General features: G+C 68.5%; 19 protein-coding genes. 12 read left to right on the forward strand and 7 right to left on the reverse strand.

Annotation, left to right across the window (positions count from 1 at the left end; all coding sequences use genetic code 11):
• Window positions 1-98: 98 nt before the first annotated feature.
• The gene (locus ACZ4V1_RS11215) at window positions 99-1,130 is read left to right on the forward strand and encodes an alanine racemase (RefSeq protein ID WP_468332791.1); all 1,032 of its coding nucleotides are present in this window, start codon (window positions 99-101) and stop codon (window positions 1,128-1,130) included.
• A 61-nt stretch (window positions 1,131-1,191) separates the two neighbouring features.
• Here ACZ4V1_RS11215 and ACZ4V1_RS11220 read toward each other — a convergent pair whose 3' ends face one another.
• Together ACZ4V1_RS11220 and ACZ4V1_RS11225 are read right to left on the reverse strand one after the other, a co-directional pair.
• Window positions 1,192-2,700: a glycosyltransferase family 87 protein gene (locus tag ACZ4V1_RS11220; protein WP_468332794.1), complete on the reverse strand. Its 1,509-nt coding sequence runs from the start codon at window positions 2,698-2,700 to the stop codon at window positions 1,192-1,194.
• Between the two features lie 122 nt (window positions 2,701-2,822).
• Entirely contained in the window at window positions 2,823-5,207 is a 2,385-nt protein-coding gene (locus ACZ4V1_RS11225) for a transglycosylase domain-containing protein (protein WP_468332797.1), read from the reverse strand.
• A 664-nt stretch (window positions 5,208-5,871) separates the two neighbouring features.
• On the opposite strand from ACZ4V1_RS11225, the gene ACZ4V1_RS11230 reads away from it, so the two are divergent.
• The 4 genes from ACZ4V1_RS11230 to ACZ4V1_RS11245 all read left to right on the forward strand — a co-directional run bounded on the left by ACZ4V1_RS11230 (window position 5,872) and on the right by ACZ4V1_RS11245 (window position 9,662).
• Window positions 5,872-6,549: a PadR family transcriptional regulator gene (locus tag ACZ4V1_RS11230; RefSeq protein WP_468332800.1), complete on the forward strand. Its 678-nt coding sequence runs from the start codon at window positions 5,872-5,874 to the stop codon at window positions 6,547-6,549.
• Window positions 6,550-6,593: 44 nt separating this feature from the next.
• Window positions 6,594-7,676 (forward strand): inositol-3-phosphate synthase, encoded by a 1,083-nt coding sequence (locus tag ACZ4V1_RS11235; RefSeq protein WP_468332803.1) that lies wholly within the window; start codon window positions 6,594-6,596, stop codon window positions 7,674-7,676.
• 78 nt (window positions 7,677-7,754) lie between these two features.
• Window positions 7,755-9,017, forward strand: coding sequence for an MFS transporter (locus ACZ4V1_RS11240; protein WP_468332806.1), 1,263 nt, complete (start codon window positions 7,755-7,757; stop codon window positions 9,015-9,017).
• A gap of 84 nt (window positions 9,018-9,101) precedes the next feature.
• Window positions 9,102-9,662: an LppU/SCO3897 family protein gene (locus ACZ4V1_RS11245; protein WP_468332809.1), complete on the forward strand. Its 561-nt coding sequence runs from the start codon at window positions 9,102-9,104 to the stop codon at window positions 9,660-9,662.
• 161 nt (window positions 9,663-9,823) lie between these two features.
• Here ACZ4V1_RS11245 and ACZ4V1_RS11250 read toward each other — a convergent pair whose 3' ends face one another.
• A complete protein-coding gene (locus ACZ4V1_RS11250) occupies window positions 9,824-11,293 on the reverse strand; it encodes a CCA tRNA nucleotidyltransferase (RefSeq protein ID WP_468332812.1) in 1,470 nt (489 codons plus the stop codon).
• 234 nt (window positions 11,294-11,527) lie between these two features.
• Between ACZ4V1_RS11250 and ACZ4V1_RS11255 the strand changes: the two genes are divergently transcribed.
• The 7 genes from ACZ4V1_RS11255 to trxA all read left to right on the forward strand — a co-directional run bounded on the left by ACZ4V1_RS11255 (window position 11,528) and on the right by trxA (window position 21,376).
• On the forward strand, window positions 11,528-13,933 hold the full coding sequence (locus tag ACZ4V1_RS11255) for a DUF6049 family protein (RefSeq protein WP_468332815.1): 2,406 nt from the start codon (window positions 11,528-11,530) through the stop codon (window positions 13,931-13,933).
• 44 nt (window positions 13,934-13,977) lie between these two features.
• Window positions 13,978-16,371, forward strand: coding sequence for a murein biosynthesis integral membrane protein MurJ (murJ, locus tag ACZ4V1_RS11260; protein WP_468332818.1), 2,394 nt, complete (start codon window positions 13,978-13,980; stop codon window positions 16,369-16,371).
• A gap of 140 nt (window positions 16,372-16,511) precedes the next feature.
• Window positions 16,512-18,212 carry a protein kinase family protein gene (locus tag ACZ4V1_RS11265; protein ID WP_468332821.1) on the forward strand — a complete coding sequence of 567 codons (1,701 nt, stop codon included), beginning with the start codon at window positions 16,512-16,514 and terminating at the stop codon, window positions 18,210-18,212.
• A gap of 29 nt (window positions 18,213-18,241) precedes the next feature.
• Complete coding sequence (gene sigM / locus ACZ4V1_RS11270) at window positions 18,242-18,967, forward strand: RNA polymerase sigma factor SigM (protein WP_468332824.1); 726 nt, start codon at window positions 18,242-18,244, stop codon at window positions 18,965-18,967.
• A 17-nt stretch (window positions 18,968-18,984) separates the two neighbouring features.
• Window positions 18,985-19,869: an anti-sigma factor family protein gene (locus tag ACZ4V1_RS11275; protein ID WP_468333518.1), complete on the forward strand. Its 885-nt coding sequence runs from the start codon at window positions 18,985-18,987 to the stop codon at window positions 19,867-19,869.
• Between the two features lie 164 nt (window positions 19,870-20,033).
• Window positions 20,034-21,002: a thioredoxin-disulfide reductase gene (gene trxB, locus ACZ4V1_RS11280; protein WP_468332827.1), complete on the forward strand. Its 969-nt coding sequence runs from the start codon at window positions 20,034-20,036 to the stop codon at window positions 21,000-21,002.
• A gap of 41 nt (window positions 21,003-21,043) precedes the next feature.
• On the forward strand, window positions 21,044-21,376 hold the full coding sequence (gene trxA / locus ACZ4V1_RS11285) for a thioredoxin (RefSeq protein ID WP_468332830.1): 333 nt from the start codon (window positions 21,044-21,046) through the stop codon (window positions 21,374-21,376).
• An 81-nt stretch (window positions 21,377-21,457) separates the two neighbouring features.
• On the opposite strand, the gene ACZ4V1_RS11290 is transcribed toward trxA, so the two are convergent.
• The 4 genes from ACZ4V1_RS11290 to rsmG all read right to left on the reverse strand — a co-directional run bounded on the left by ACZ4V1_RS11290 (window position 21,458) and on the right by rsmG (window position 25,600).
• Complete coding sequence (locus tag ACZ4V1_RS11290; RefSeq protein ID WP_468332833.1) at window positions 21,458-22,075, reverse strand: GNAT family N-acetyltransferase; 618 nt, start codon at window positions 22,073-22,075, stop codon at window positions 21,458-21,460.
• A gap of 329 nt (window positions 22,076-22,404) precedes the next feature.
• A complete protein-coding gene (locus ACZ4V1_RS11295; protein WP_468332836.1) occupies window positions 22,405-23,520 on the reverse strand; it encodes a ParB/RepB/Spo0J family partition protein in 1,116 nt (371 codons plus the stop codon).
• Window positions 23,517-24,590, reverse strand: a complete 1,074-nt coding sequence (locus ACZ4V1_RS11300; protein WP_468333521.1) for a ParA family protein — start codon at window positions 24,588-24,590, stop codon at window positions 23,517-23,519. The genes ACZ4V1_RS11295 and ACZ4V1_RS11300 overlap by 4 nt, the downstream gene beginning before the upstream one ends.
• 290 nt (window positions 24,591-24,880) lie before the next feature.
• Window positions 24,881-25,600 carry a 16S rRNA (guanine(527)-N(7))-methyltransferase RsmG gene (rsmG, locus tag ACZ4V1_RS11305; RefSeq protein ID WP_468332839.1) on the reverse strand — a complete coding sequence of 240 codons (720 nt, stop codon included), beginning with the start codon at window positions 25,598-25,600 and terminating at the stop codon, window positions 24,881-24,883.
• Between the last annotated feature and the right edge of the window lie 88 nt (window positions 25,601-25,688).

Genomic DNA, 25,688 nt, shown 5'->3' on the forward strand with positions numbered 1-25,688 from the left:
CCGCAGCCCCACCCAGGCTCCCCTCGACACACCGCACCTCGACACACCGCAGCACACCGCAGCACACCGCAGCCACGAGAAAGGTCCCAGGTCCGGCCATGGCGCTCACGCTCTACGTCGACACCGCGCGCTGGCGGGCGCACCACAAGCACGTGCAGGAGCAGTTCCCCGGGCTGGTCCCCGTCTGCAAGGGCAACGGCTACGGCTTCGGCCACGAGCGGCTGGCGGAGGAGGCCACGCGGCTGGGCTCGGACGTGCTGGCCGTCGGCACGACGTACGAGGCCGCCCGGATCAAGGACTTCTTCGGCGGTGACCTGCTGGTCCTGACGCCGTACCGGCGCGGCGAGGAGCCCGTACCGCTGCCCGACCGCGTCGTGCGCTCGGTGTCGTCCGTCGACGGCGTGTACGGCCTTGTGGGTGCGCGCGTGGTCATCGAGGTGATGTCCTCGATGAAGCGGCACGGCATCAGCGAGCAGGACCTGCCGCAGTTGCACGCCGCCATAGAGAACGTCCGGCTGGAGGGCTTCGCCATCCATCTGCCGCTCGACCGCGCGGACGGCTCGGACGCCGTCGAGGAGGTCATCGGCTGGATGGACCGGCTGCGCGCGGCCCGGCTGCCGCTGCACACGATGTTCGTCAGCCATCTCAAGGCGGACGAACTCGCCCGGCTCCAGCAGCAGTTCCCACAGACCCGCTTCCGAGCCCGGATCGGCACCCGGCTGTGGCTGGGGGACCACGAGGCCACCGAGTACCGCGGCGCGGTCCTGGACGTCACGCGCGTCGCCAAGGGCGAGCGCTTCGGCTACCGGCAGCAGAAGGCGGCCTCCGACGGCTTCCTGGTGGTCGTGGCGGGCGGTACGTCGCACGGGGTGGGTCTGGAGGCCCCGAAGGCGCTGCACGGCGTCATGCCGCGCGCCAAGGGCGTCGCCCGGGCCGGTCTCGCCACGGTCAACCGCAATCTCGCGCCGTTCGTCTGGGGTGGCAAGCAGCGCTGGTTCGCGGAGCCGCCGCACATGCAGGTCTCGATCCTGTTCGTGCCCTCGGACGCGCCGGAGCCCAAGGTCGGTGACGAGCTGGTGGCCCATCTGCGGCACACGACCACGCAGTTCGACCGCATCCTCGACCGCTAGTCCGTCCGCTACGCGAAAGGCCGTACACGTCGTCTCCGTGTACGGCCTTTCGCGCGTTCGCTCAGAGCGAACCACCTGTCTGCTGTCTTGCCCCCCACCTCACCCGTGGCCCCTCGAAGTGCGCCGCGGGCTGCGCGGTGTCAGCCGCGGGCCCCAGGACGAAGACGTCCTCCGCACCGTCGAGCACACCACCCGACGGGTCGTCGTCTCCCTTTCTCCGGACCGGGTCCCGGTCCGGCATCAGGATGTCCCGCACGACCATGACGCACAGGAACAGCGTTCCCAGCAGATGGATACCGATGGCCCAGTGATAGCCGTCCGTCGGCAGTCCCTTGTGGGCGTCGCCGCTGGTCGTGTACGCGAGGTACATCCAGATGCCCAGGAAGTAGGCCACCTCGCACGCCTGCCAGACCAGGAAGTCGCGCCACTTCGGCCGGGCCAGTGCGGCCAGCGGCACCAGCCACAGCACGTACTGCGGTGAGTAGACCTTGTTGGTGAGAATGAACGCCGCGACGATCAGAAAGGCGAGCTGGGCGAACCGCGGTCGCCGCGGAGCGACCAGGGTGAGTGCCGCGATGCCGCCGCAGCACAGCAGCATCAGGAGCATGGCGAGGGTGTTGACGGTCTCCGTGCTGGGCGGGTTGTCGGTGTTCTGGACCAGGATCAGCCAGAAGGACCCGAAGTCGACGCCCCGTTCCTGGCTGAACGTGTAGAACTTCGACCAGCCGTCGAACGCGAAGAGCATCACCGGCAGGTTCACCACGAGCCAGGCGACGGCCGCACCCCCGAGAGCCTTTCCGAACTCCCGCCATTTGCCCGCACGCCAGCACAGCACGAGCAGCGGGCCGAGGATCAGGAAGGGATAGAGCTTGGCGGCCGTGGCCAGGCCCAGCAGGACGCCGAAGGCCAGCGAACGGCCCCGGGACCACATCAGGATCGCGGCGGACGTCAGGGCGACCGCCAGCAGGTCCCAGTTGACGGTCGCCGTCAAGGCGAAGGCGGGCGCGAGGGCGACCAGCAGACCGTCCCAGGGGCGCCGGGTGTGCGTGCGGGTCACGCAGACGGCGATGACGGCCGCGCACACCATGAGCATCCCGGCGTTGACCATCCAGTACCACTGCTCCTGGTCCTGGATGGTGCCGCTGCCCGGTGTGAGCCAGGACGCGACCTCCATGAACACTCCGGTCAGCACCGGGTACTCGAGGTACTCCATGTCGCCGGGGAGCTTGTCGAAGTACGGCACGAGACCGTCGACGAAACCGCGCCCCTGGTAGAGGTGCGGGATGTCCGAGTAGCACGCGTGCGTGTACTGGGAGCTGGCACCGAAGAACCAGGCGCCGTTGTAACAGGGAGCCTTCTGGACCAAGCCGAGGGCGAACATGCCGATCGCCACGAGCGCGATCACCCGCACGGGGGTCCACCAGGACGTCCCGAGCAGGGCACGCCGGCCGAGAGGGCCGCCGATCAACTCGCTGCCGGCCGCGGCGACCGCGTCCTCCCTGGTCGGCCGCACCGGGTCCGGCTCGTGCACGCTCGCTGGCGTCGATTCTGCACTGGGCATGGGGCACATCCTGCCGTACGCACCTGGGAATACGGCGGGGCCGCCGCACCCTCGTGGATGCGGCGGCCCCTGTTTCACGTGAAACTTGCGGGCGTTTCACGTGAAACACCCATGCCGGATATTCCGGCGTGCTAACCGTTCTGGCCGGCGATGAAGCCGCCGCCTCCGTTCTGGTTGCCTCTGCTGTCGTCCTCTTCCCCTGTCCCACTGGGCGAAATCGAGGGTGACGGACTGCCTTCCGAGCCACCGTTCTCGTTGCCGGCGTTCTCGTTGCCGCTGTTGTCGCCGTCCTCACAGTTGAACTCGAAGACGCCACAGGTGTCGCTCGGCGACGGCGAGGGGCTCGTCTCACTCCGACTGGGCGACGGCGACGGCGACGGGCTGGTCTCTTCCTCCTCCGTCTGGGAGGGAGAGGGAGAGGGGCTCGGCGGCGGGGTGTCGTTGATGACCTCGCCGATGGGCTCCGGCTTCGGGAACTTCTCCGCCTTGGTTCCCTTCAGCGCGTCTTCCATGTAGTCCTGCCAGATCACGGACGGGAAGGACGCTCCGTGGATCTTCTTCTCGCCACCCGTTCCGTACATCTGCAGGAACTTGCGGTCCTTGATGGTCTCGTCGTCCGGGTAGCGGAACATGCTGATCGCGGTCGAGAGCTGCGGCGTGTAGCCGACGAACCAGGCGGACTTGTTGCCGTCCGTGGTACCGGTCTTACCGGCCACCTCACGGCCGGACAACTGGGCGTTGGTACCCGTTCCGTCCTCGACGACGGTCTTCAGGACATCCGTGACGTTGTCCGCGACCTTTGCGGTGAACGCCTGCTTGGTCTTGACCGTGTGCGTGTAGACCGTGCCGGTCTTGTTCGTCACCTTGGTGACGGAGTACGGCTCACGCTGCCTGCCGCTATCCGCGAAGGTGGCATACGAGCCCGCCATGCGGATGGCACTCGGGTCCGATACACCGATGGAGAAGGACGGATAGCCGGAGCCCGCCAGACTGCCCTCCAGGAGCCCCGCGTCGACGGCGGCCTCCTTCACCTGGTCCAGGCCCACGTCCATGCCGAGCTGCACGAAGGCGGAGTTCACCGACAGGCGCATGGCCTCACGAAGATCGATCTTGTAGTCCGGTGGATCACCGACCGAATCCTTGCCGTCATTCTCCTGGCGCCACTGCTCGCCCTTCTCGTTCTCCCAGATCGTCCCGTCGTAGTTATTGATCTTGAGGTTGTTCTTGCCGCTGTACAGGCTCTTCGGGGAGACGACGGTGCGCTCGTCCTGAGGCTGGATCTCACCGCCCTCGGGATCGCGCACCCCCCACTTCATCGCCGCCGCGAGCACGAACGGCTTGAACGTCGAACCGACCTGGGCACCGGTCACGTCGGCGTTGTTGGTGAAGTGCTTGGTCGCGTCCTGCCCGCCGTAGATGGCCCTGATGGCACCCGTCTCCGGGTCCACCGACGCCCCGCCGAACTGCACGTGGGTATCGGTCTTGGGGCGCTTCTCGGGATCGATGTTCTTCTTGTAGACCTTGTTGACCGAGGCCTCGAGCTCCTCGACCTTCTTCTTCTCGAAGGTCGTGTGAATCGAGTACCCGCCCTGTTCCAACTGCTTCTGCGTGACCTTGCCGGTCTTGATCACGGAAGCCTTGGCGAGGTCGACCAGATAGCCGATCTGGCCGCCCAGCTGGGAGTTCGACCGCGGATTCTCCACCTGGGGGAGCTCCGTGTACTTGGCGCGGTCCTCCTTGCTCAGGTGCCCGTACTCCACCATCTTGTCGAGCGTGTCCTGCATCTGCCGCTGGGCGCGCTCCCTGTTCGCCTCCGGAGTCGCCGCCGGGTCGATCGACCTCGCGCCCGCCGGGTCGTAGTACGTGGCGCCCTTGAGCATCGCCGACAGGAAGGCGCACTGGCCGGGATTGAGGTCGACGGCGTCCACGTTGAAGTACGCCCGCGCGGCCGCCTGGATGCCGTAGGCACCGCGGCCGTAGTACGCGGAGTTCAGGTAGCCCTCGAGGATCACGTCCTTCGGCTCCTCGGCTCCGACCTTGATCGAGACGAAGATCTCCTTGACCTTGCGGGAGATCGTCTGCGACTGGTCATTGAGCATCGCGTTCTTCACGTACTGCTGGGTGATGGTGGACCCACCCTGCGTATCGCCGCCCTTGGCCATGTTGAACACGGCACGTGCGATGCCCTTGGGGTCGATGCCGCTGTCGTCGTAGAAGGTCTTGTTCTCCTGGGAGATGACCGCGTTGCGCATCGCCAGGGGGATCTGGGCCAGATTGACGCTCTGCCGGTTGCGCTCGCCGCCGGTGGCGACCATCTGGCTGCCGTCAGCCCAGTAGTAGACGTTGTTCTGCGCCGTTGCGGTCTCGCTGACGACGGGGATGCTCACCATGGAGTAGGCGAGCCCCGCCGCGGCCACCGCGCCGCCGAAGAACGCGATGCACACCCCCGAGACAAGCTTCCAGGAGGGCATCCAGCGACGCCATCCGTCTTTGTCGTGGCGCGGGTAGTCGATCATTCGCTTCTTGCCGGACGCTGCAGCGCGCGCTCTACCGGCCCCGGCCGCCGCTGTCGGAGCGGCTCGCCGGCCGCTGCGGCCCGGTTCGGCCGCTCTGCGGCGACCGCCTCCGCTCCGCTGTGCCGCGCGCCGGGCTTCGGCACGACTCCCATACGGACGCTCTTCGTCCTCCGGACCGTACGAGCCGGACGGAGACCCTGTGGCGCCTCGCGGTGCCGCACGGCGGCCGGAGGACGAGCCGGACTGGCCGCGTCGGGCCGCGGCACGTCCGCCTCCCTGCGGCTGCGGCGGTTTGCGACGGTGCTCGCTCATCGAACGACTACTCCTCGGGCAGGCGCACCTTTGCGCGCCTGGTAAAGGCGGCTGGTTTCCGGTCCCCCCGAAGTACGGATGCGGCCCCTTCCGCATTCACCCGTACTGCACCAGGGACAGGGACGCCCCCACGCGTCACTCGGTTCCCTGTGGTCTGCATGGCGCACAGACTACGCACCGCCAAAACCCCCGAGCCTCGAAGTTCACCTCAAATCAGGCAACTTGCACTCGATGAATCCCTGTTGTGATCCCGTTCACCACCCCCCCTCTTGTCGCGCGCTGAAGCTCGTTCTATCGTGCTGATGTATCGAATCGATACATCATCGCGGTATAAGGACGAGAGGAGGCGGCGATGAGCCGACGTTCCGGCATCCTCGAGTTCGCCGTACTCGGCCTGCTCCGCGAATCCCCGATGCACGGCTATGAGCTGCGCAAACGGCTCAACACGTCACTGGGTGTGTTCCGAGCGTTCAGCTACGGGACGCTCTACCCCTGCCTCAAGGTGCTGGTCGCCAACGGCTGGTTGATCGAGGAACCGGGAAACATCGACGAGGCCGCCGCGTCCCTCACGGGGCGCCGAGCCAAGATCGTCTACCGGTTGACGGCCGACGGTAAGGAACACTTCGAGCAGCTCCTCTCCCAGACGGGCCCGGACGCCTACGAGGACGAGACCTTCGCCGCTCGCTTCGCGTTCTTCGGGCAGACGTCGCGTGACGTACGCATGCGCGTACTCGAGGGCCGGCGCAGCCGGCTGGAGGAGCGCCTGGAGAAGATGCGGGCCTCCCTGGCTCGCACCCGGGAGCGACTCGACGACTACACGCTTGAGCTCCAGCGCCACGGAATGGAGTCCGTGGAGCGCGAAGTGCGCTGGCTGAACGAGCTCATCGAGAGCGAGCGGGCGGGGCGGGACCTGCGTGGTTCCGCTTCGGAGGGGACCGCTCAACAGGACACGACATCTGGAGCGACGGGCGGCCTGCCCCGGCCCGGGGACGACCCCCGGCCGGATACGCCCGGCGACACCACCACGTGAGAGCCCAGTCAGGGCCTCACTCGTACACACAGGGAGCAACCGGAATGGGTTCGGTTCGCGTAGCCATCGTCGGTGTGGGCAACTGCGCCGCATCGCTGGTGCAGGGCGTCGAGTACTACAAGGACGCCGACCCGGCGGCCAAGGTCCCGGGCCTCATGCACGTCCAGTTCGGCGACTATCACGTCCGTGACATCGAGTTCGTCGCCGCCTTCGACGTGGACGCCAAGAAGGTCGGCCTCGACCTCGCGGACGCCATCGGCGCCTCCGAGAACAACACCATCAAGATCTGCGACGTGCCGAACAGCGGTGTCGCGGTCCAGCGCGGCCACACGCTCGACGGTCTCGGTAAGTACTACCGCGAGACCATCGAGGAGTCCGCCGAGGCACCGGTCGACGTCGTCCAGACCCTCAAGGACAAGCAGGTCGACGTCCTCGTCTGCTACCTGCCCGTGGGCTCCGAGGACGCGGCGAAGTACTACGCCCAGTGCGCCATCGACGCCAAGGTCGCCTTCGTCAACGCCCTCCCGGTCTTCATCGCCGGCACCAAGGAGTGGGCGGACAAGTTCACCGAGGCGGGCGTCCCGATCGTCGGTGACGACATCAAGTCGCAGGTCGGCGCCACCATCACGCACCGTGTCATGGCGAAGCTGTTCGAGGACCGGGGCGTCGTCCTGGACCGCACGATGCAGCTGAACGTCGGCGGCAACATGGACTTCAAGAACATGCTCGAGCGTGACCGCCTCGAGTCGAAGAAGATATCCAAGACGCAGGCCGTCACCTCCCAGATCCCCGACCGGGACATGGGTGAGAGGAACGTCCACATCGGCCCGTCCGACTACGTGGCCTGGCTGGACGACCGCAAGTGGGCCTACGTCCGCCTGGAAGGCCGCGCGTTCGGTGACGTCCCGCTGAACCTGGAGTACAAGCTCGAGGTCTGGGACTCCCCGAACTCGGCCGGTGTCATCATCGACGCCCTGCGCGCCGCGAAGATCGCCAAGGACCGCGGCATCGGCGGTCCGATCCTGTCGGCGTCGAGCTACTTCATGAAGTCGCCGCCGGTCCAGTACTTCGACGACGAGGCCCGTACCAACGTCGAGAAGTTCATCGCCGGCGAGGTCGAGCGCTGACAAGCGCGGACTCCGGTCCGTCGGAGGTCCCCGGGTCGCATGACCCGGGGACCTTTCACGTATGTGAGGCTGTGCCCCATGGCCGTCGTCCGTGACCTGCGCGTCCTGCTACGCCTGAAGGGATTCCGGCGCCTGCTCGCCGTACGCCTGCTCTCCCAGGGCGCCGACGGCGTCTACCAGGTCGCGCTCGCCACCTACGTCGTCTTCTCACCGGAGAAGCAGACCTCGCCCGCCGCGATCGCGTCCGCGATGGCGGTCCTGCTGCTCCCGTACTCCCTGATCGGCCCCTTCGCCGGCGTCCTGCTGGACCGCTGGCGCCGCCGCCAGGTCTTTCTGTACGGCAACCTGCTGCGTGCCGTACTGGCATCGGTGACGGCCGTGCTGATGATCGCCTCCGTACCGGACTGGCTCTTCTACGTCTCGGCCCTCTGCGTCACCGCCGTCAACCGCTTCGTTCTCGCGGGTCTGTCCGCCGCGCTGCCGCGCGTGGTGGACGAGGAGCGCCTGGTGATCGCGAACTCGCTCTCCCCGACGGCCGGCACCCTGGCCGCGACGGCGGGCGGCGGCCTCGCCTTCGTCGTACGCCTCGTGGTCGCGGACTCCGATGCCGCAGTGGTGCTGCTCGGGGCCGCCCTGTACCTGTGCGGGGCACTGGCCTCGCTGCGCATCGCCGTGGAGCTGCTGGGCCCCGACCCCACGCTCGTGCCGCCGCGGCTGACCTCGGCGCTCACCGGCACCGCCCGCGACCTGGTGGCGGGGGTACGGCATCTCGCCGCACCGGCACGCCGGGAAGCGGCCTGGTCGCTGGCGGGCATGACGCTGATGCGGTTCTGCTACGGCGCCCTGCTGGTGATGCTGCTGATGCTGTGCCGGTACGCCCTGACCTCGGACACCGACGAAGGACTCGCCCTGCTGGGGCTGGCGCTCGGCGTCTCCGGCGCGGGCTTCTTCGCGGCCGCGGTGATCACCCCCTGGGCGGCGGGACGGCTCGGGCCCGGCCGCTGGATGGCGGTGTGCGCGGGGGCGGCCACGGTACTGGTCCCGGCACTCGGTCTGCCGTTCGCCACGGTGCCGCTGCTCGCCGCGGCGTTCGTCCTGGGCCTGACGACGCAGGGTGCGAAGATCGCGACCGACACGGTGGTGCAGTCTTCGGTCGACGACGCCTTTCGTGGCCGGATCTTCTCCGTGTACGACGTGCTGTTCAACGTCGCCTTCGTCGGCGCCGCCGGGGTGGCCGCACTGATGCTGCCGCCGGACGGCAGGTCGGTACCGCTGGTCGTGACAGTCGCCTTGATCTACGGAGTGGTTGCGGCAGCTATGGCCCGGTTTGAGAGCCAGTAAGTGTCACATCAGTGCCACAGAGCCCCACCGGACTACAGAGATGTCGGTGGGACCCGATAGCTTACGTGCGTCTTATCTCGCGCCATGTCCGCGACACGCGCCTATTTTTCAGGGGGACCCCCAGTGACCACTCAGCCGCCGCCCCAGGGCAACCCGTTCGCGCAGGGCCAGCCGCAGGCTCCTCAGCAGCCCCAGGGGCAGAACCCCTACGCACAGGGCCAGCCTGGCTTCCCGCAGCAGCCTGGTCAGCCGGGAATTCCCCAGCAGGGTGCTCCGTACGCCCCGGTGCCGCCGCAGCCTCCCCGCCGCAACAAGTTCAAGATGATCAAGAACATCGTCATCGCCGTGGTCGTCGTCGGTGTCGCCGTCGGTGGTTACATCGCCAGCCGGGACGACGCCACCACGGCTGCGGTCGGCGACTGCATGCACCGTGGCAGCAGCAGCGACAGCGACCCGGACCTCGAGGTCGTCGACTGCGGCGACACGAAGGCCCAGTACGTGGTGCTGGCCAAGGTCGAGGGCTCCTACTCCGCCCTCACCGCCGAGAGCAAGTGCTCGGAGAAGGCCAAGGACTTCCAGTACTCGTACACCGAGAGCGGTAGCGGCACCGACTTCCTGCTCTGCCTGAAGGATTACACGAAGTAGGGCAGAGTCCTCGACGTCTCGGACGTCTCCACGAACATGCTCGAGGGGCGGTGTTTCACGTGAAACACCGCCCCTCGAGCATGTTCGGCATCTCGCGCTTCGCCGCTCCCGCTCGGTCACCGGGTCCCTGTTTCACGTGAAACATGTCCCCGGTCCGCGACTCAGCCCTCTTGCTCGGCCCACCACTCCTTGAGCGCCGCCACCGCCGCGTCGTACTCCATCGGCCCGTTCTCCAGTCGGAGCTCCAACAGGTGCTTGTAGGCCTGACCGACGGCCGGTCCGGGGCGGACGCCGAGAATCTCCATGATCTGGTTGCCGTCCAAGTCCGGGCGAATCGCGTCCAGCTCCTCCTGCTCCTGGAGCTGAGCGATCCGCTCCTCCAGACCGTCATACGCGCGCGACAGCGCCGAGGCCTTGCGCTTGTTACGGGTCGTGCAGTCCGAACGGGTCAGCTTGTGGAGCCGGTCGAGCAGAGGGCCGGCGTCCCTGACATACCTGCGGACCGCGGAGTCCGTCCACTCGCCCGTGCCGTAGCCGTGGAAACGCAGGTGCAGCTCGACCAGGCGCGAGACGTCCTTCACCAGGTCGTTGGAGTACTTGAGCGCGGTCATGCGCTTCTTCGTCATCTTGGCCCCGACCACTTCGTGGTGGTGGAACGAGACCCGGCCGTCCTTCTCGAAACGGCGCGTGCGCGGCTTGCCGATGTCGTGCAGCAGGGCGGCCAGGCGGAGGACAAGGTCGGGGCCCTCGTTCTCCAGAGCCATCGCCTGCTCCAGGACGATGAGCGTGTGCTCGTAGACGTCCTTGTGCCGGTGGTGCTCGTCACTCTCCAGCCGCAGGGCCGGCAGCTCGGGCAGGACCCGGTCGGCAAGGCCGGTCTCCACCAGCAGGGACAGTCCCTTGCGTGGGTGAGGGGAGAGGATGAGCTTGTTCAGCTCGTCCCGGACCCGCTCGGCCGAGACGATGTCGATGCGTCCGGCCATGTCCTTCATGGCGGCGACCACCTCGGGAGCCACCTCGAAGTCAAGCTGCGCGGCGAAGCGCGCGGCCCGCATCATCCGGAGCGGGTCGTCGGAGAAGGACTCCTCGGGAGTGCCCGGAGTGCGCAGCACACGCGCCGCGAGATCGTCGAGGCCGCCGTGCGGATCGATGAACTTCTTCTCCGGGAGCGCGACGGCCATCGCGTTCACCGTGAAGTCACGCCGGACCAGGTCCTCCTCGATGGAGTCGCCGTACGACACCTCCGGCTTGCGCGAGGTGCGGTCATAGGCCTCCGACCGGTAGGTGGTCACCTCGATCTGCCAGCTTCGATCAACGTCTCCCACGCGGGCGTTCTTCTGCGCCCCGACAGTGCCGAACGCGATCCCGACCTCCCAGACGGCGTCCGCCCAGGGCCGCACGATCTTCAGGACGTCCTGTGGCAGGGCGTCTGTCGTGAAGTCCAGGTCGTTGCCGAGCCGGCCGAGCAACGCGTCCCGGACCGAGCCACCGACCAGGGCAAGAGAGAACCCGGCCTCCTGGAATCGGCGGGCGAGGTCGTCGGCGACAGGGGCGACCCGCAGCGGTTCACTCACCGCACGGTGCTGCTCCTGGCTGAGGACACTGGGGCTGACTTCGTTGGCGTTCGGCACAACAGAAGAGGGTACGTGGCGCGAGTGGACACCGGCGTCCCCATTGATCGGGTTGATCACACACCGAATCCCCCACTTCCGCCGCGCTCCCTTTATAGGCGCACATACGGGGCAGCCTCGCCCGGCGGCGGATCTTGTGGCGTACTCCGCGGCACTTCACCTCGGCGCGCATCGTTACCATTCGTGGACGCACATTCCGACGACCACTGACGACGACGAGGGACGGGCGAGCGCGTGGCCGAGGCGGCAGACTTCCAGGGGACCAGTCCCTCACCTGCCCGCCGGTGGCTACGGCGCACCACGGCGCTGCTCGCCGGGGCGCCGCTGCTGGCGGGCCTGGTCCAGCTACCGGCCGCCGGCTCCGCACACGCCGACGAGCAGGCCGCCGCCAAGGCCGACGCCGATTCGGGCTCGGTGGCCGTGGCCGTCGACTCGCTCACTCCCTCCGCGCCCACGGACGGGGACACGGTGACCGTGTCGGGCACCGTGACCAACCACGGCAAGCAGACCGTCACCGACGCCCACGTGGGCCTGCGCCTGGGTCCCGAGATCAACACCCGCTCGTCCCTGGACGCGATCGCCAAGGACAGCAACGACCTCCAGGGGTCCGTCGCACCGGAGATCGACGACAAGTACACCGAGAAGTTCTCGAAGCTCAGCCCCGGAGTCGCCGAGCACTTCAACATCTCCGTGCCGGTCGACGACCTGGGCCTGGGCGAGGACGGCGTCTACGAATTCGCCGTCTCGCTCTCGGGGGAGACTTCCGCGCAGCCGTGGGAGCAGATCCTCGGCATCCAGCGGACCTTCCTGCCCTGGCAGCCCGACGAGGCCGACCCCAAGACCAGGACGACGGCCCTGTGGCCGCTCATCTCGACCACGCACATGGCCGCCGAGACGGGGCCGAACGAGGAACAGACGCCGGTCTTCCTCAACGACGACCTGGCGGAGGAGATCTCCCCCGGGGGCCGGCTGAACCAGATGGTGACGCTGGGCAAGGATCTCGACGTCACCTGGGTGGTCGACCCGGACCTGCTGGCCTCCGTCGACGCGATGACGGGCAGCTACCGCGTCCGGGACGGCGACAAGACGGTCGCCGGCACCCACCAGGCGGTCGCGAAGCAGTGGCTCGCCGAACTGCAGGACGCGGTGGCCGACAAGGAGGTCGTCGCCCTGCCCTTCGCCGACCCGGACCTGGCCTCCCTGGCCCACAACGGCACGGACGTCACCGGCTCGCTGAACCAGCTGAAGAGCGCCACGGACGTCATCAACAACACGGTCGAGCCGATCCTCCACGTGAAGCCGAGCACCGACTTCGCCTGGCCCGTGGGCGGTGCCGTCGACCGGTCGATCGTCAAGGTCGCCACCTCGGCGGGCGCCGACAAGGTGATCGCCCGCAGCGACAGCCTCCGGGAGAACAACGGCCTGTCCTACACGCCCTCCGCGGCCCGTCCCATCGGCGGCGGTACGACGGCCGTCGTCGCGGACGCCCGGCTGTCCACGGCGTTCGAGGGCGACCTGACGAGAGCCTCCGCGTCCACACTCGCGGTCCAGCGGTTCCTCGCCCAGAGCCTCGCCCTGGGCCTCCAGACCGGCGAGCAGCGCAGCGTCGTCATCGCCCCGCAGCGCATGCCCTCCGGGAACCAGGCCCGCGCGATGGCCGAGGCGCTGCGGGCCCTGCAGGGCGGCACGTGGTCCGAGTCCCAGAAGCTGGCGTCCGCCGCCACGGCAAAGCCGGACCCGGACGCCACCACCGAGGTGCCCGGAACCTCCTCCTACCCCTCGGCACTGCGTAAGAAGGAGCTGCCCCGCGCGGCGTTCCTGCAGACCGCGCGCACCCAGGACACGCTCGACAACTTCAAGGTCGTCCTGTCGGATCCGTCCCGGGTGGCGACCCCCTTCGGACGCGCCCTGAACCGCGAGATGTCCGTGTCGTGGCGAGGCCGGGCCGCCGAGGCGGAGTCCTTCCGCTCGGGCGTGAAGAGGTACCTCGACGGGCTCACCGGGCGGGTCAGACTGATCGACAAGTCGGAGACGAAGCTCTCCGGCCGCAGCGCGACCATCCCCGTGACGGTGCAGAACAACCTGGTACAGGACGTAGGCCCCCTGGTCCTGCGACTCACCTCGACCAACCCGACACGCCTCGAGATCGACGGCTCCGACTACGAGGAGCAGCCGATCTCGGTCTCCGGCGGCCACAGCCAGTCGGTGAAGTTCACCACGTCGGCCAACGCCAACGGCCGCGCCACTGTGATCGCCCAGCTGTACACGGCGGACGGGCGGATGTACGGCGAGCCCGTCACCTTCGACGTGAAGGTCACCGAGATCACGGCAACCGTGATGCTCGTCATCGGCGGCGGTGTCCTGCTGCTCGTCCTCGCGGGCTTCCGGATGTACACGCAGCGCAAGCGCGCCGCCGCCCGCGATGCGGAGAACGGTGAAGCAGGCGATGCGGAGGACTCCGGGAACTCCCGGAATCCCGACGACGGTCCGGAGAACCCGGAAGGCCGCACCGAACGTCTCAAGGAGGAGTCCGAGGCACGCCCCCGGGCAGGCGACCCGGAGCAGCCGAGTGACCCGACACCGGACACCGCAGCGGAAAGCGCCGACCCTTCCGGCACGGGTGAGAGAGTGGACCGTTGAGGATGTCGTGGCCGGTGGGCCCGGGACGATGAGGTGGGGTAACCATGAACGCGCCGTACGACGGTGACCGCGGTCAGGCCGTGGACGGCTCGGGTCACCCCGAGGGCCCACCGCCCGACCCCGGACAGACACCGCCGCAGCCGCCCGCGGACATGTACCTCCAGGACGCCTACGACCAGGACCCCTACCGGGCGCAGGACCTCTCCGCCCAGGACCCGGTCTCCGAGGCGCTCTACGACCGCGCCGCGCACCCCCCGCCACCGCCGGGTACGTACCCGCCGCAGCAGCCGCTGTACTCCCAGCCCCCCCAGTCGCCCTACGCCCCCGACCCGCGCGTCTGGGCCCAGACCCCGGCCCCCGAACCGGAGGGCCCGACGCAGTACCTGCCGTACGGCGACGACCCGCGGACCACCCAGTTCGTCGGTGTGGACGACCTGGTCACCCAGGCCGGCGAGCAGCGCCACGAGCCGGACGCCTTCGCCCACCTCTTCCGGGACCAGCAGCAGGGCGGCGGCCACCCCTCATACGACGACCACGCCTCCGTACCCGCCCCCGCTCCGGCACCGGGGCAGTACGACGGAACACCGGGGTCTGGACAGCCGGGACAGTACGGCGGGAACCAGGGCCCCGCCCCGTACGGGAACGCCGCGGCGTACGGCCAGTACGGTGGCCCCGCTCCGACGCCCGGGCAGCAGCACGCGGCGCCGGCGCCGGGCCAGTACGCGGTGGCGCCCACGCCGGAAGCGGCCGAGGCGCCCCTCCAGGAGCCGGAACCCGCTGCCGCGCCGGCCGCCGCGCCCAAGAAGAGCGGGCGGGCCGGAGGCCTGCTGAAGTCGAGCGCCGTGATGGCGGCGGGCACGATGGTGTCGCGGCTGACCGGGTTCATCCGGTCCGCGATGATCGTCTCGGCTCTGGGGCTCGCGCTGCTGGGCGAGTCGTTCCAGATCGCCTACCAGCTGCCGACGATGATCTACATCCTGACGGTCGGGGGCGGTCTCAACTCGGTCTTCGTCCCGCAGCTCGTGCGTGCCATGAAGGAGGACAAGGACGGCGGCGAAGCGTACGCCAACCGGCTGCTGACCCTGGTCATGGTCGCCCTCGGGGTCCTCACCGCGCTCGCCATGCTCGGGGCACCCCTGCTGGTCCGCGCGCTGTCGAACCCGGTCGCCTCCGACCCCGCGGCCAACGAGACGGCTGTCACCTTCACCCGGTACTTCCTGCCGTCCATCTTCTTCATGGGCGTCCACGTGGTGATGGGGCAGATCCTCAACGCCCGCGGCCGGTTCGGCGCGATGATGTGGACTCCGGTCCTGAACAACATCGTCATCATCGTCACGCTCGGCGCGTTCATCTGGGTCTACGGCACCGCCGCCGACTCCGGTATGACGGTCGAGAGCATCCCGCCGGAAGGCGAGCGGCTGCTCGGCGTCGGCGTCCTTCTCGGCCTCGTGGTCCAGGCCCTGGCGATGATCCCCTACTTGCGCGAAACCGGGTTCAAGCTGCGACTGAGGTTCGACTGGAAGGGCCACGGCCTCGGCAAGGCCGCGATGCTCGCCAAGTGGACGATCCTGTTCGTCCTCGCCAACCAGGCGGGCGCCCTCGTCGTGACCCAGCTGGCCACGGCCTCGGTCACGGACACCGACATCGCGGGTACCGGATTCAGTGCCTACGCCAATGCCCAGCTGATCTGGGGCCTGCCGCAGGCCATCATCACCGTTTCCCTGATGGCGGCCCTGCTGCCCCGCATCTCCCGCTCGGCATCCGAGGAAGACGGCGGCGCGGTCCGCGACGACATCTCCCAGGGCCTGCGCACGACAGCCGTCGCGATCGTGCCGGTCTCCTTCGGCTTCGTCGCCCTCGGCATCCCGATGTGCACGCTGATCTTCGGCTCCTCGGGCACGAGCGCGGCCACCAACATGGGCTACATGCTGATGGCCTTCGGCCTCGGCCTCATCCCCTACTCGGTGCAGTACGTCGTCCTGCGCGCCTTCTACGCCTACGAGGACACCCGGACGCCCTTCTACAACACGGTCATCGTGGCCGCGGTCAACGCCACTGCCGCAGGACTCTGTTACTTCCTGATCCCGGCTCGCTGGGCCGTTGTCGGCATGGCCGCCTCCTACGGCCTGGCCTACGTGATCGGCGTGGGCGTCGCATGGCGCAGGCTGCGCAAGCGGCTCGGCGGGGATCTGGACGGCGCCCGGGTGCTGCGGACGTACGCCCGGCTGTGCATCGCGTCCGTCCCGGCCGCCCTGCTCAGCGGCGCGGCCTGCTACGCGATCAGCCGTGAGCTCGGCCAGGGCGTACTGGGGTCGTTCGCCGCGCTGCTGGCCGGCGGGCTGCTCCTGTTCGGCGTCTTCTTCGTCGCTGCCCGCCGAATGCGCATCGAGGAAGTCAACTCGCTGGTCGGCATGGTGCGCGGACGCCTGGGACGCTGAGCCCCGGGGTAGGCGCACAACCATCGTCCGACGCCGTGTGTCGTGCATAGCGGCGGACTGTGGGCACAATTGGGTTCGGCGTCGGACTGCGCGCATCGGGAGCCGGTCGGCGCGCATCGAATGGGGAGGCAGGAACGACGGTGGCGGAACGGAGCACAGCTGCCGTCGACGTGGCAGACAACAGCGGCGATGAGCCGCTGACCGCGGAGGCGGACCAGTCCACGGCCGACGGGGTGGCCAACAACCGGGAGCGGGACACGGACAGCGACGAGGCACAGGGGAACCCCACGAGCGAGGATTCCGGCAAGGCCTCGCCTCCCGAACTGCACAGCGGGCACAAGCTCGCCAGACGCTACCGCCTCGAGGAGTGCGTCACCCGTCTGGACGGCTTCAGCAGTTGGCGGGCCGTGGACGAGAAGCTCCGCCGCGCCGTCGGGGTCCACATCCTTCCGGCGGACCACACCCGCGCCCGCTCCGTACTGGCCGCGGCGCGTTCCTCCGCCCTTCTCGGCGACCCCCGCTTCGTCCAGGTCCTCGACGCCGTCGAGGACAGCGACATCGTCTACGTCGTGCACGAGTGGCTCCCCGACGCCACCGAGCTGACCGCTCTGCTCGCCTCCGGCCCACTGGAGGTGTACGACGCCTACCAGATGGTGAGTCAGATCGCGGGCGCCATGGCCGCCGCCCACCGCGAGGGCCTCGCCCATCTGCGCCTGAGCCCCACCGCGGTGCTGCGGACGTCGACGGGGCAGTGGCGGATCCGCGGACTCGCCGTCAACGCCGCGCTGCGCGGCATCAGTTCCGACACACCTCAGCGCACCGACACGGAGGCCATCGGCGCCCTGCTGTACGCCACGCTCACTCAGCGCTGGCCGTACGAGAGCGACGCCCACGGTCTGGCCGGTCTTCCCAAGGACATCGGGCTGATCCCCCCGGACCAGGTGCGCGCGGGTGTCCACCGCGGCCTGTCCGAGCTCGCCATGCGGGCACTCGCCAACGACGGCGCCACCGCCTCCCGCCACGAGCCCCCGTGCACCACGCCGGAGGAACTGGTGAAGGCGATCGGCGAGATGCCCCGCATCCGCCCGCCGGAGCCCGCGTACACGGCCCCTCCCCAGTACCAGCGCACGGCCTACCAGCAGGATGCCTACGGTCGTCCCGCACCGCACCTCGGCGCCACCGCTCCGGCGCCGACCCCGCCGCCTCCCCTGCAGAGCCGCACCGGCAGGGCACTGAAGTGGAGCGTCTCCGCCCTGCTCATCGCCGCGCTCGGCCTGGGCAGCTGGCAGCTCGCGGACGCGATCATGGAGCGGGGCGGCAAGGCGGACGACCAGAACCAGACCCAGACGACGGACGGCGACGACGACAAGGGCCCAAAGGTCCCGGCGGCCGGTAAGCCGGTACCCATCGTGGGTGCCCGGGACTTCGACCCCTTCGGCGACCAGTCCGAGAAACCGTCCGAGATAAGGAACGTCTACGACGACAGCACGTCCACCTACTGGCAGACGGACTACTACCTCAGTTCCGACTTCGGCCGCCTCAAGCCGGGGGTCGGTGTCATCGTGGACCTCGGCAAGGTCCAGCAGGTCGGAAAGGTGACCGTCTCCTTCGTCGGGAGCACGTCCGTCGAACTGCGTGGCGCGCCCGAGGACGCCGCCGCGGAACCGACATCCTTCGATGATTACCGCAAGGTCGCCGAGGGCTCGGGCACGACGGTGGAACTCAAGCCGGGCAAGGCTGTCCAGAGCCGGTACCTCCTGGTGTGGCTCACCGATGATCTGCCGATGCAATCGGACGGGAAGTGGCGCGGCCGCCTGACGGACATCAAGGTGACCAGCTGAGGTCGTCTGCCGACAAGCGAGGGGGTCCGATGGTGGACGGCGCCGGGTATGACGGAGTGGACGATCAAGATCTCCTCACCCTCCACGTCGAGGGCGACCCCGACGCCTTCGGTGAGCTCGTACGCCGTCACCGGGACCGGCTCTGGGCGGTGGCTCTGCGGACGCTGGGGGACCGGGAGGAGGCCGCTGACGCCGTTCAGGACGCGCTCGTCTCCGCCTACCGTGCCGCCCACACGTTCCGCGGCCAGGCAGCCGTCACGACCTGGCTGCACCGGATCACGGTGAACGCCTGCCTGGACCGCGTCCGCAAGGCCGCCTCCCGGAAGACCGCCCCCGTCGACGACACCGAGCGCCTGGAGCAGCTCCTGGAGCCGCACGAGTCGGCCTCGGCCCCCGCAGAGCGCAATGACCTGCACCGCCAGCTGCTGGAGGCACTGGGCACCCTGCCGGCCGACCAGCGGGCCGCCCTCGTCCTGGTGGATATGCAGGGCTACCCCGTCGCGGAGGCCGCCCGGATCCTCGACGTGCCGGTCGGCACGATCAAGAGCCGGTGCGCCCGAGGCAGAGCCAGACTGCTGCCTCTCCTCACCCACCTGCGCCCGGACGGCAGCGGCGAGGACACGAAGTCGGGTACGAGACGGAACCGGACGCAGGGGACAGCCGTCCCACCCGCAGCGGGACCGCGCCCTGTGGGCCCGCCGGACCCAGGGCCGAGCGATTCAGCCGCAGTGAAGGGCGGAGGTGGACGAGCGTGACGTCGTCGACGACAGACATGACCGGGCACCCGGACGTCGCGGAGATCTCCGACCTCGCCGAAGGCCTGCTGCCGCCGTCCCGGACCACGGACGTACGACAGCATCTGGAGACCTGCGAACTCTGCGCGGACGTATACGCCTCGCTGGAGGAGATCCAGGGACTGCTCGGCACGCTGCCGGGGCCGATGAGGATGCCCGACGACGTGGCCGGCCGAATCGACGCCGCCCTGGCGGCCGAGGTGCCGCTGAGGGCCACAGGGCCAGAGATCCACGAGCCGACACCTGCCACCGCGGCGCCTGCTGCCTCCGACGGGAACGACAGCGCGCATGTTTCACGTGAAACATCGGCTGCCGCGGGTCGGCCCGCCGGGCACGCCCGGCCTTCCTCCACCGGCCCGGGACGTAAGGACCGCAGGCGTGGCGGTCGGCGCAGGATCGCCCTTCTCGGCGCCGTGGCCGCCGCTGCCGCCATCGGGCTCGGCTCCGTGATCGTCTCCTCCGTCACCGGAGGCAGCCCGTCCGACGACACAGCGCTCGCGGACACCTTCTCCGAGGGAAGGCTGAAGGCACAGGTCGCTGATCTCATCGCCGACGGGCAGGGCGCGCAGAACGGACCGCGTACGCCGCGCAGCTTCGGCATGGAGTCCGAGACCGGTGGTGAGAACCGCGTCTTCAAGCAGCCGACGGTCCCTGCATGTATCCAGAAGGGCATCGGCCGCGACGACGCGGCACTGGCCACGAAGGAAGGCGTCTACAAGGGCAAGGAAGCCCTGCTGGTAGTGCTGCCCGACGCCTCCAACGACAGCCGTGTCACCGCGTACATCGTCGAGTCGACGTGTGTGTCTCAGCCTGCTGTCAGCAAGGCGGAAGTCCTTCTGAAGCACTCCTACGCGCATCCCTGAGATCTCCCGTTCTGCCCTCTTCCCGTATGCCCGGGCCCCCTCGGCCCCGTGTGCCCGGACACAGCGGGAATGCGCGCCCCGTAGGATCCGTTGGGTGGGGTGAGAGCTCCGAGAGAAGCTCCACCCGGCCCTGAAGACGCAGTCCAGAGACGAGGAATGAAGCCGTGAGCGACGTCCGAAACGTGATCATCATCGGCTCCGGGCCCGCCGGCTACACGGCGGCGCTCTACACCGCGCGCGCGTCGCTGAAGCCGCTGGTGTTCGAGGGCGCCGTCACCGCCGGCGGCGCGCTGATGAACACCACAGAGGTGGAGAACTTCCCGGGCTTCCAGGACGGCATCATGGGCCCCGAGCTCATGGACAACATGCGCGCCCAGGCCGAGCGCTTCGGTGCCGAGCTCATCCCGGACGATGTCGTCGCCGTCGACCTGGACGGTGAGATCAAGACGGTCACCGACACCGCGGGCACGGTCCACCGGGCCAAGGCCGTCATCATCACCACCGGTTCCCAGCACCGCAAGCTCGGGCTGCCGAACGAGGACGCCCTGTCCGGCCGTGGTGTCTCCTGGTGCGCGACCTGTGACGGCTTCTTCTTCAAGGATCAGGACATCGCCGTGATCGGCGGCGGTGACACCGCGATGGAGGAGGCCACGTTCCTCTCCCGCTTCGCCAAGTCCGTGACGATCGTCCACCGCCGTGACACCCTGCGCGCGTCCAAGGCGATGCAGGAGCGTGCCTTCGCCGACCCCAAGATCACGTTCGTCTGGGACAGCGAGGTCGCAGAAGTTCAGGGCGACCAGAAGCTGTCGGGCCTGAAGCTGCGCAACGTCAAGACCGGCGAGCTCTCGGACCTGGCGGTGACCGGCCTGTTCATCGCGATCGGCCACGACCCGCGTACCGAGCTCTTCAAGGGCCAGCTCGATCTGGACCCGGAGGGCTACCTGAAGGTCGACGCCCCATCGACCCGGACCAACCTGACCGGTGTCTTCGGCGCCGGTGACGTGGTCGACCACACCTACCGCCAGGCGATCACCGCCGCCGGCACCGGTTGCTCCGCCGCGCTCGACGCCGAGCGTTTCCTCGCCGCGCTCACCGACGAGGACAAGGCCGAGCCCGAGAAGACCGCTGTCTGACCCCCGTCCACCCCACGCACCAACCAATTAAGGAGCCCGCCGTGGCCGGCACCCTGAAGCATGTGACCGACGACTCCTTCGATGAGGACGTCCTCAAGAACGACAAGCCCGTCCTGGTGGACTTCTGGGCCGCCTGGTGCGGCCCGTGCCGCCAGATCGCGCCGTCCCTCGAAGCCATCGCCGCCGAGTACGGCGACAAGATCGAGATCGTCAAGCTGAACATCGACGAGAACCCGGGTACGGCCGCCAAGTACGGCGTCATGTCCATCCCGACCCTGAACGTCTACCAGGGTGGAGAGGTCGCCAAGACCATCGTCGGCGCCAAGCCGAAGGCCGCGATCGTTCGCGACCTCGAGGACTTCATCGCCGACTGACGTTTCACGTGAAACACGAATGGGCCGACCCGGACGGGTCGGCCCATTCGCTTTACAGCGGCCTTCGGTACCACCGCTCCGCTACAGCGGCCGCAACGCGGGTTCCTTCTGGACGGCTCCGAGTAGCCGGTCCAATGCCATCTCCACGTCTTCCTTCCAGGACAGCGTGGACCGGAGATCCAACCGCAGCCGCGGATGGCTGGGATGGGGCCGGACGGTCTTGAAGCCCACAGCCAGCAGATGGTCAGCCGGCAGGACGCAGGCGGGCTCCTTCCAGCGGGCGTCCCCGAACGCCTCGATCGCCTTGAAGCCCCGGCGCAGGAGGTCCTTGGCGACCGTCTGGACCATCACTCGGCCCAGTCCCTGTCCCTGGTATCCCGGCATCACGAAGGCGGTCATCAACTGCACCGCGTCGGGCGAGACGGGACTCGTGGGAAACACCGACGACCGCGGTACGTACGCGGGAGGTGCGTAGAGGACGAAGCCCACCGGCACGTCGTCGACATAGACCACCCGCCCGCATGATCCCCAGTCCAGCAGGACGGCGGAGATCCAGGATTCCTTCTCCAGGGCCGGGGTGCCCTCCTTTACCGCAGCTTCACCGCTGACAGGGTCCAGCTCCCAGAAGACGCACGAGCGACAGCGCTGGGGAAGGTCCTGAAGGTTGTCCAGCGTGAGCGGTACGAGCCGGCGCCCCATGAAGGCTGTTCCTCGCTTCCTTCGCCCGCCGCGTCGCGGGCGGCTGTCAGAGCGCTCCGCTCCCTGAGCAGGCTGCCGATGAACCCACCGACCGCGCCCAGCCCCAGGCCCGCGCTCACCAGTCCGGTACGGCTCATCGTTCGCATGGCCCCTGCCTTCCTCTCAGAGGTTCTGCCAGGTGCTTGCGCCTTCCTGATCGCATCGTATCCACGATGCGGTGAGCCCGACAGCGACGGAAAGCAAAGGGCGGGCCGTGTTCCGGTTCACACCGGACACGACCCGCCCCGCCGGCAGGTGGAGCACCGAGAAGCGCTCCACCTGCCCGTGCCTCAGGAGTCGGAATCTTCGGCTTCGCTCTCCAGGAGGCCCTTCTGGAGCACGGGCCCTTCACCGGGAGCAAGGCTCCCAAGGATCCGCTCAAGGTCCTCCATGGAAGCGAACTCCACGGTGATCTTGCCCTTCTTCTGCCCCAGGTCGACCTTCACCCGCGTCTCGAAACGGTCCGAGAGTCGCGTCGCCAAGTCCGAGAGCGCCGGGGAGACCAGGGACCCGGCCCGCGGTCCCTTGGCCCGCTGTGGCTTCTGTGGCCTGGAACCCATCAGGGTCACGATCTCTTCGACCGATCGCACCGAAAGCCCCTCGGACACGATCCGATGAGCCAGTCGGTCCTGCTGCTCCGGGTCCTCCACGGAGACCAGCGCCCGTGCGTGCCCGGCGGAAAGCACCCCGGCCGCGACCCGGTTCTGCACCTTCGGCGAGAGCTTCAGCAGGCGGAGGGTGTTGGAGACCTGAGGGCGGGAGCGGCCGATGCGATCCGCGAGCTGGTCATGCGTGCAGTTGAAGTCCTTCAGCAGCTGGTCGTAGGCGAAGGCCTCTTCCAGCGGGTTGAGCTGAGCCCGGTGAAGGTTCTCCAGCAGTGCGTCCAGGAGGAGCTTCTCGTCCTCCGTGGCCCGCACGATCGCCGGGATGGCCTCCATCTCCAGCTCGCGGCAAGCCCGGAAACGGCGCTCACCCATGATGAGCTCGTAGCGCCCGGGCCCGGTCTGCCGGACCACGACCGGCTGGAGGAGACCGACCTCCCTGATGGAGGTGACGAGCTCTGCAAGGGCTTCGTCGTCGAAGTCCTTGCGCGGCTGCTTCGGGTTCGGTGTGATCGCGTCGAGCGGGACCTCCGCGAAGTGCGCCCCCACGGGCGACCTCAGCGAGTCCACACCGCCCAGTGCCGAACTACTGGGTGCCGCCGACTCCTCCGTTTCACGTGGAACAGGAGGCAGCGTGGCCACCTTCGCTGCGGCCACCCCGCGGTCGTTCGGCAGCAGAGGCATCGTGCCCGGGGACGCGGAAGCCGCATTCCCCAGCGCCGCCGAAGCCACCGACTTCTCCGTCGGGGCATTGGGGATCAGTGCGCCCAGACCGCGGCCCAGCCCCCTCCGTCGCTCACTCACTGGATCCCCTCCACCATGCTCGGGTCGTTCTGAGCGCCGATGTGGGCGTGCGTCGCGTCGTAGCTGACGCCCACACCCTTCAGCGCGATCTCGCGTGCCGCCTCCAGATAGGAAAGGGCTCCGCTCGATCCTGGATCGTAGGTCAGTACCGTCTGCCCGTAGCTCGGGGCCTCGGAGATACGGACCGAACGGGGAATGCTCGTCCGCAGCACCTCGTCGCCGAAGTGACTACGCACCTCGTCGGCGACCTGAGACGCGAGCCGCGTCCGGCCGTCATACATGGTGAGCAGGATCGTCGACACATGCAGGGTGGGGTTGAGGTGCCCCCGAACCAGGTCGACGTTGCGCAGCAGCTGCCCCAGCCCTTCCAGCGCGTAGTACTCGCACTGGATCGGGATCAGCACCTCCTGGCCCGCGACGAGCGCGTTGACCGTCAGCAGACCGAGGGAAGGCGGGCAGTCGATGAGGATGTAGTCCAGCGGCTGCTCGTACGCCTGGATCGCCCGCTGAAGCCGACTCTCTCGTGCCACCAGAGAGACCAGCTCGATCTCCGCACCGGCGAGATCGATCGTGGCGGGTGCACAGAAGAGGCCCTCGACGTCGGGAACCGGCTGGACCACCTCCGACAGTGGCCTGCTCTCGACCAGAACGTCGTAGATGGATGGGACGTCGGCGTGGTGGTCGATGCCCAGCGCGGTGGAGGCGTTGCCTTGCGGGTCGAGGTCGACGACCAGAACCCGGGCACCGTGCAGGGCGAGCGACGCGGCAAGGTTGACGGTCGTCGTCGTCTTTCCCACGCCGCCCTTCTGATTGGCGACCACCATGACCCTGGTCTGCTCGGGCCGCGGCAGCCCTTCGCCGGCGCGACCCAGAGCTTCCACCGCCAGTTGGGCAGCACGACCGATCGGAGTGTCGTCCATCGGAGGCGGTGTTTCACGTGAAACATCCGCCCCCATCGACTCGGTACGGGGACCGGGGACCGGATCGGTCATCGGTCCCGCGATATTGGCGTCGGACCGCAAGGATTCACTCTCCTCGACTTCAGGCTCGCAATGAACAGAGCCTCCCATGTCTTCGGGGTCATGAACCAGTGAGGCCTGGTCTTCTGTGGAGAAATCCACCTCTGTGGACAACTCCGTACCCTCTCCGAGCGACCCGAGAGGCTTTCGGTCGCGGGGGTCGGCCGCGGCGCGACCGCGACTGATGATGCCGTGCAGCAGTGAGCGACGTTTCACGTGAAACACGATGCACAGCAGCCGAGGCCGAACTGTCGCGACACTCCGGCATGCGTAGGTTTGGCAGCTTGTGTGGAGTACGGCTCACCATCAGGACGCACCAGTGCCGCCGCAGCCGAGTGAGACTAACCGCGACGCCGCCGCGCCCGCCCTGTCCGGGCCGCCTTGGCCCGCTTGGCGGCAAAGCGCACGCCGCCCGGGCTCTCCCCGACCTCGACTCGCACCACGGTGGACGTGGGATCCACGATCCCCTCGCCGACGTGCAGGATGGACGTCTCCACCGCCCCCAGCTTGCTCAGTGCCGTGGCCGCGGCCTTCAGCTCCTCCTCGGCCGTGTCGCCCTTCAGGGCGAGCATCTCGCCGTAGGGGCGAAGCAGCGGAACCCCCCAGGTGGCGAGGCGGTCCAGCGGAGCAACCGCACGGGCAGTCACCACATGCACCGGCGGCATCTTCCCCATGACCTCCTCGGCCCGACCGCGCACCACGGTGACATGGTCCAGGCCCAGCAGCTCCACGACCTCGGTCAGGAAGTTCGTGCGCCGCAGCAGCGGCTCCAGAAGCGTGATCTTCAGGTCCTCCCGGACGAGTGCAAGAGGGATCCCGGGCAATCCGGCACCGGAACCGACGTCGCACACCGTCACGCCCTCGGGCACGACCTCCGAGAGCACCGCACAGTTCAACAGGTGCCGCTCCCACAGGCGGGGAACCTCACGCGGGCCGATCAGGCCGCGCTTCACCCCCGCCTCGGCGAGCAGCTCGGCGTAGCGGACCGCATCCGCGTACCGATCACCGAACACGGTGCGTGCCTGCTCGGGCACAGGGGGAAGCTCCGCTGCCTCCGTCACGGGGGACCGTCCTTCCGTACGGCATCGGCGCACCAGTCGCCGCTGCCAGAACCACCAGAACTATCAGGCTGACAAAATTCGGCCCCGC

The organism is Streptomyces sp. NPDC028991 (genome assembly GCF_055564775.1).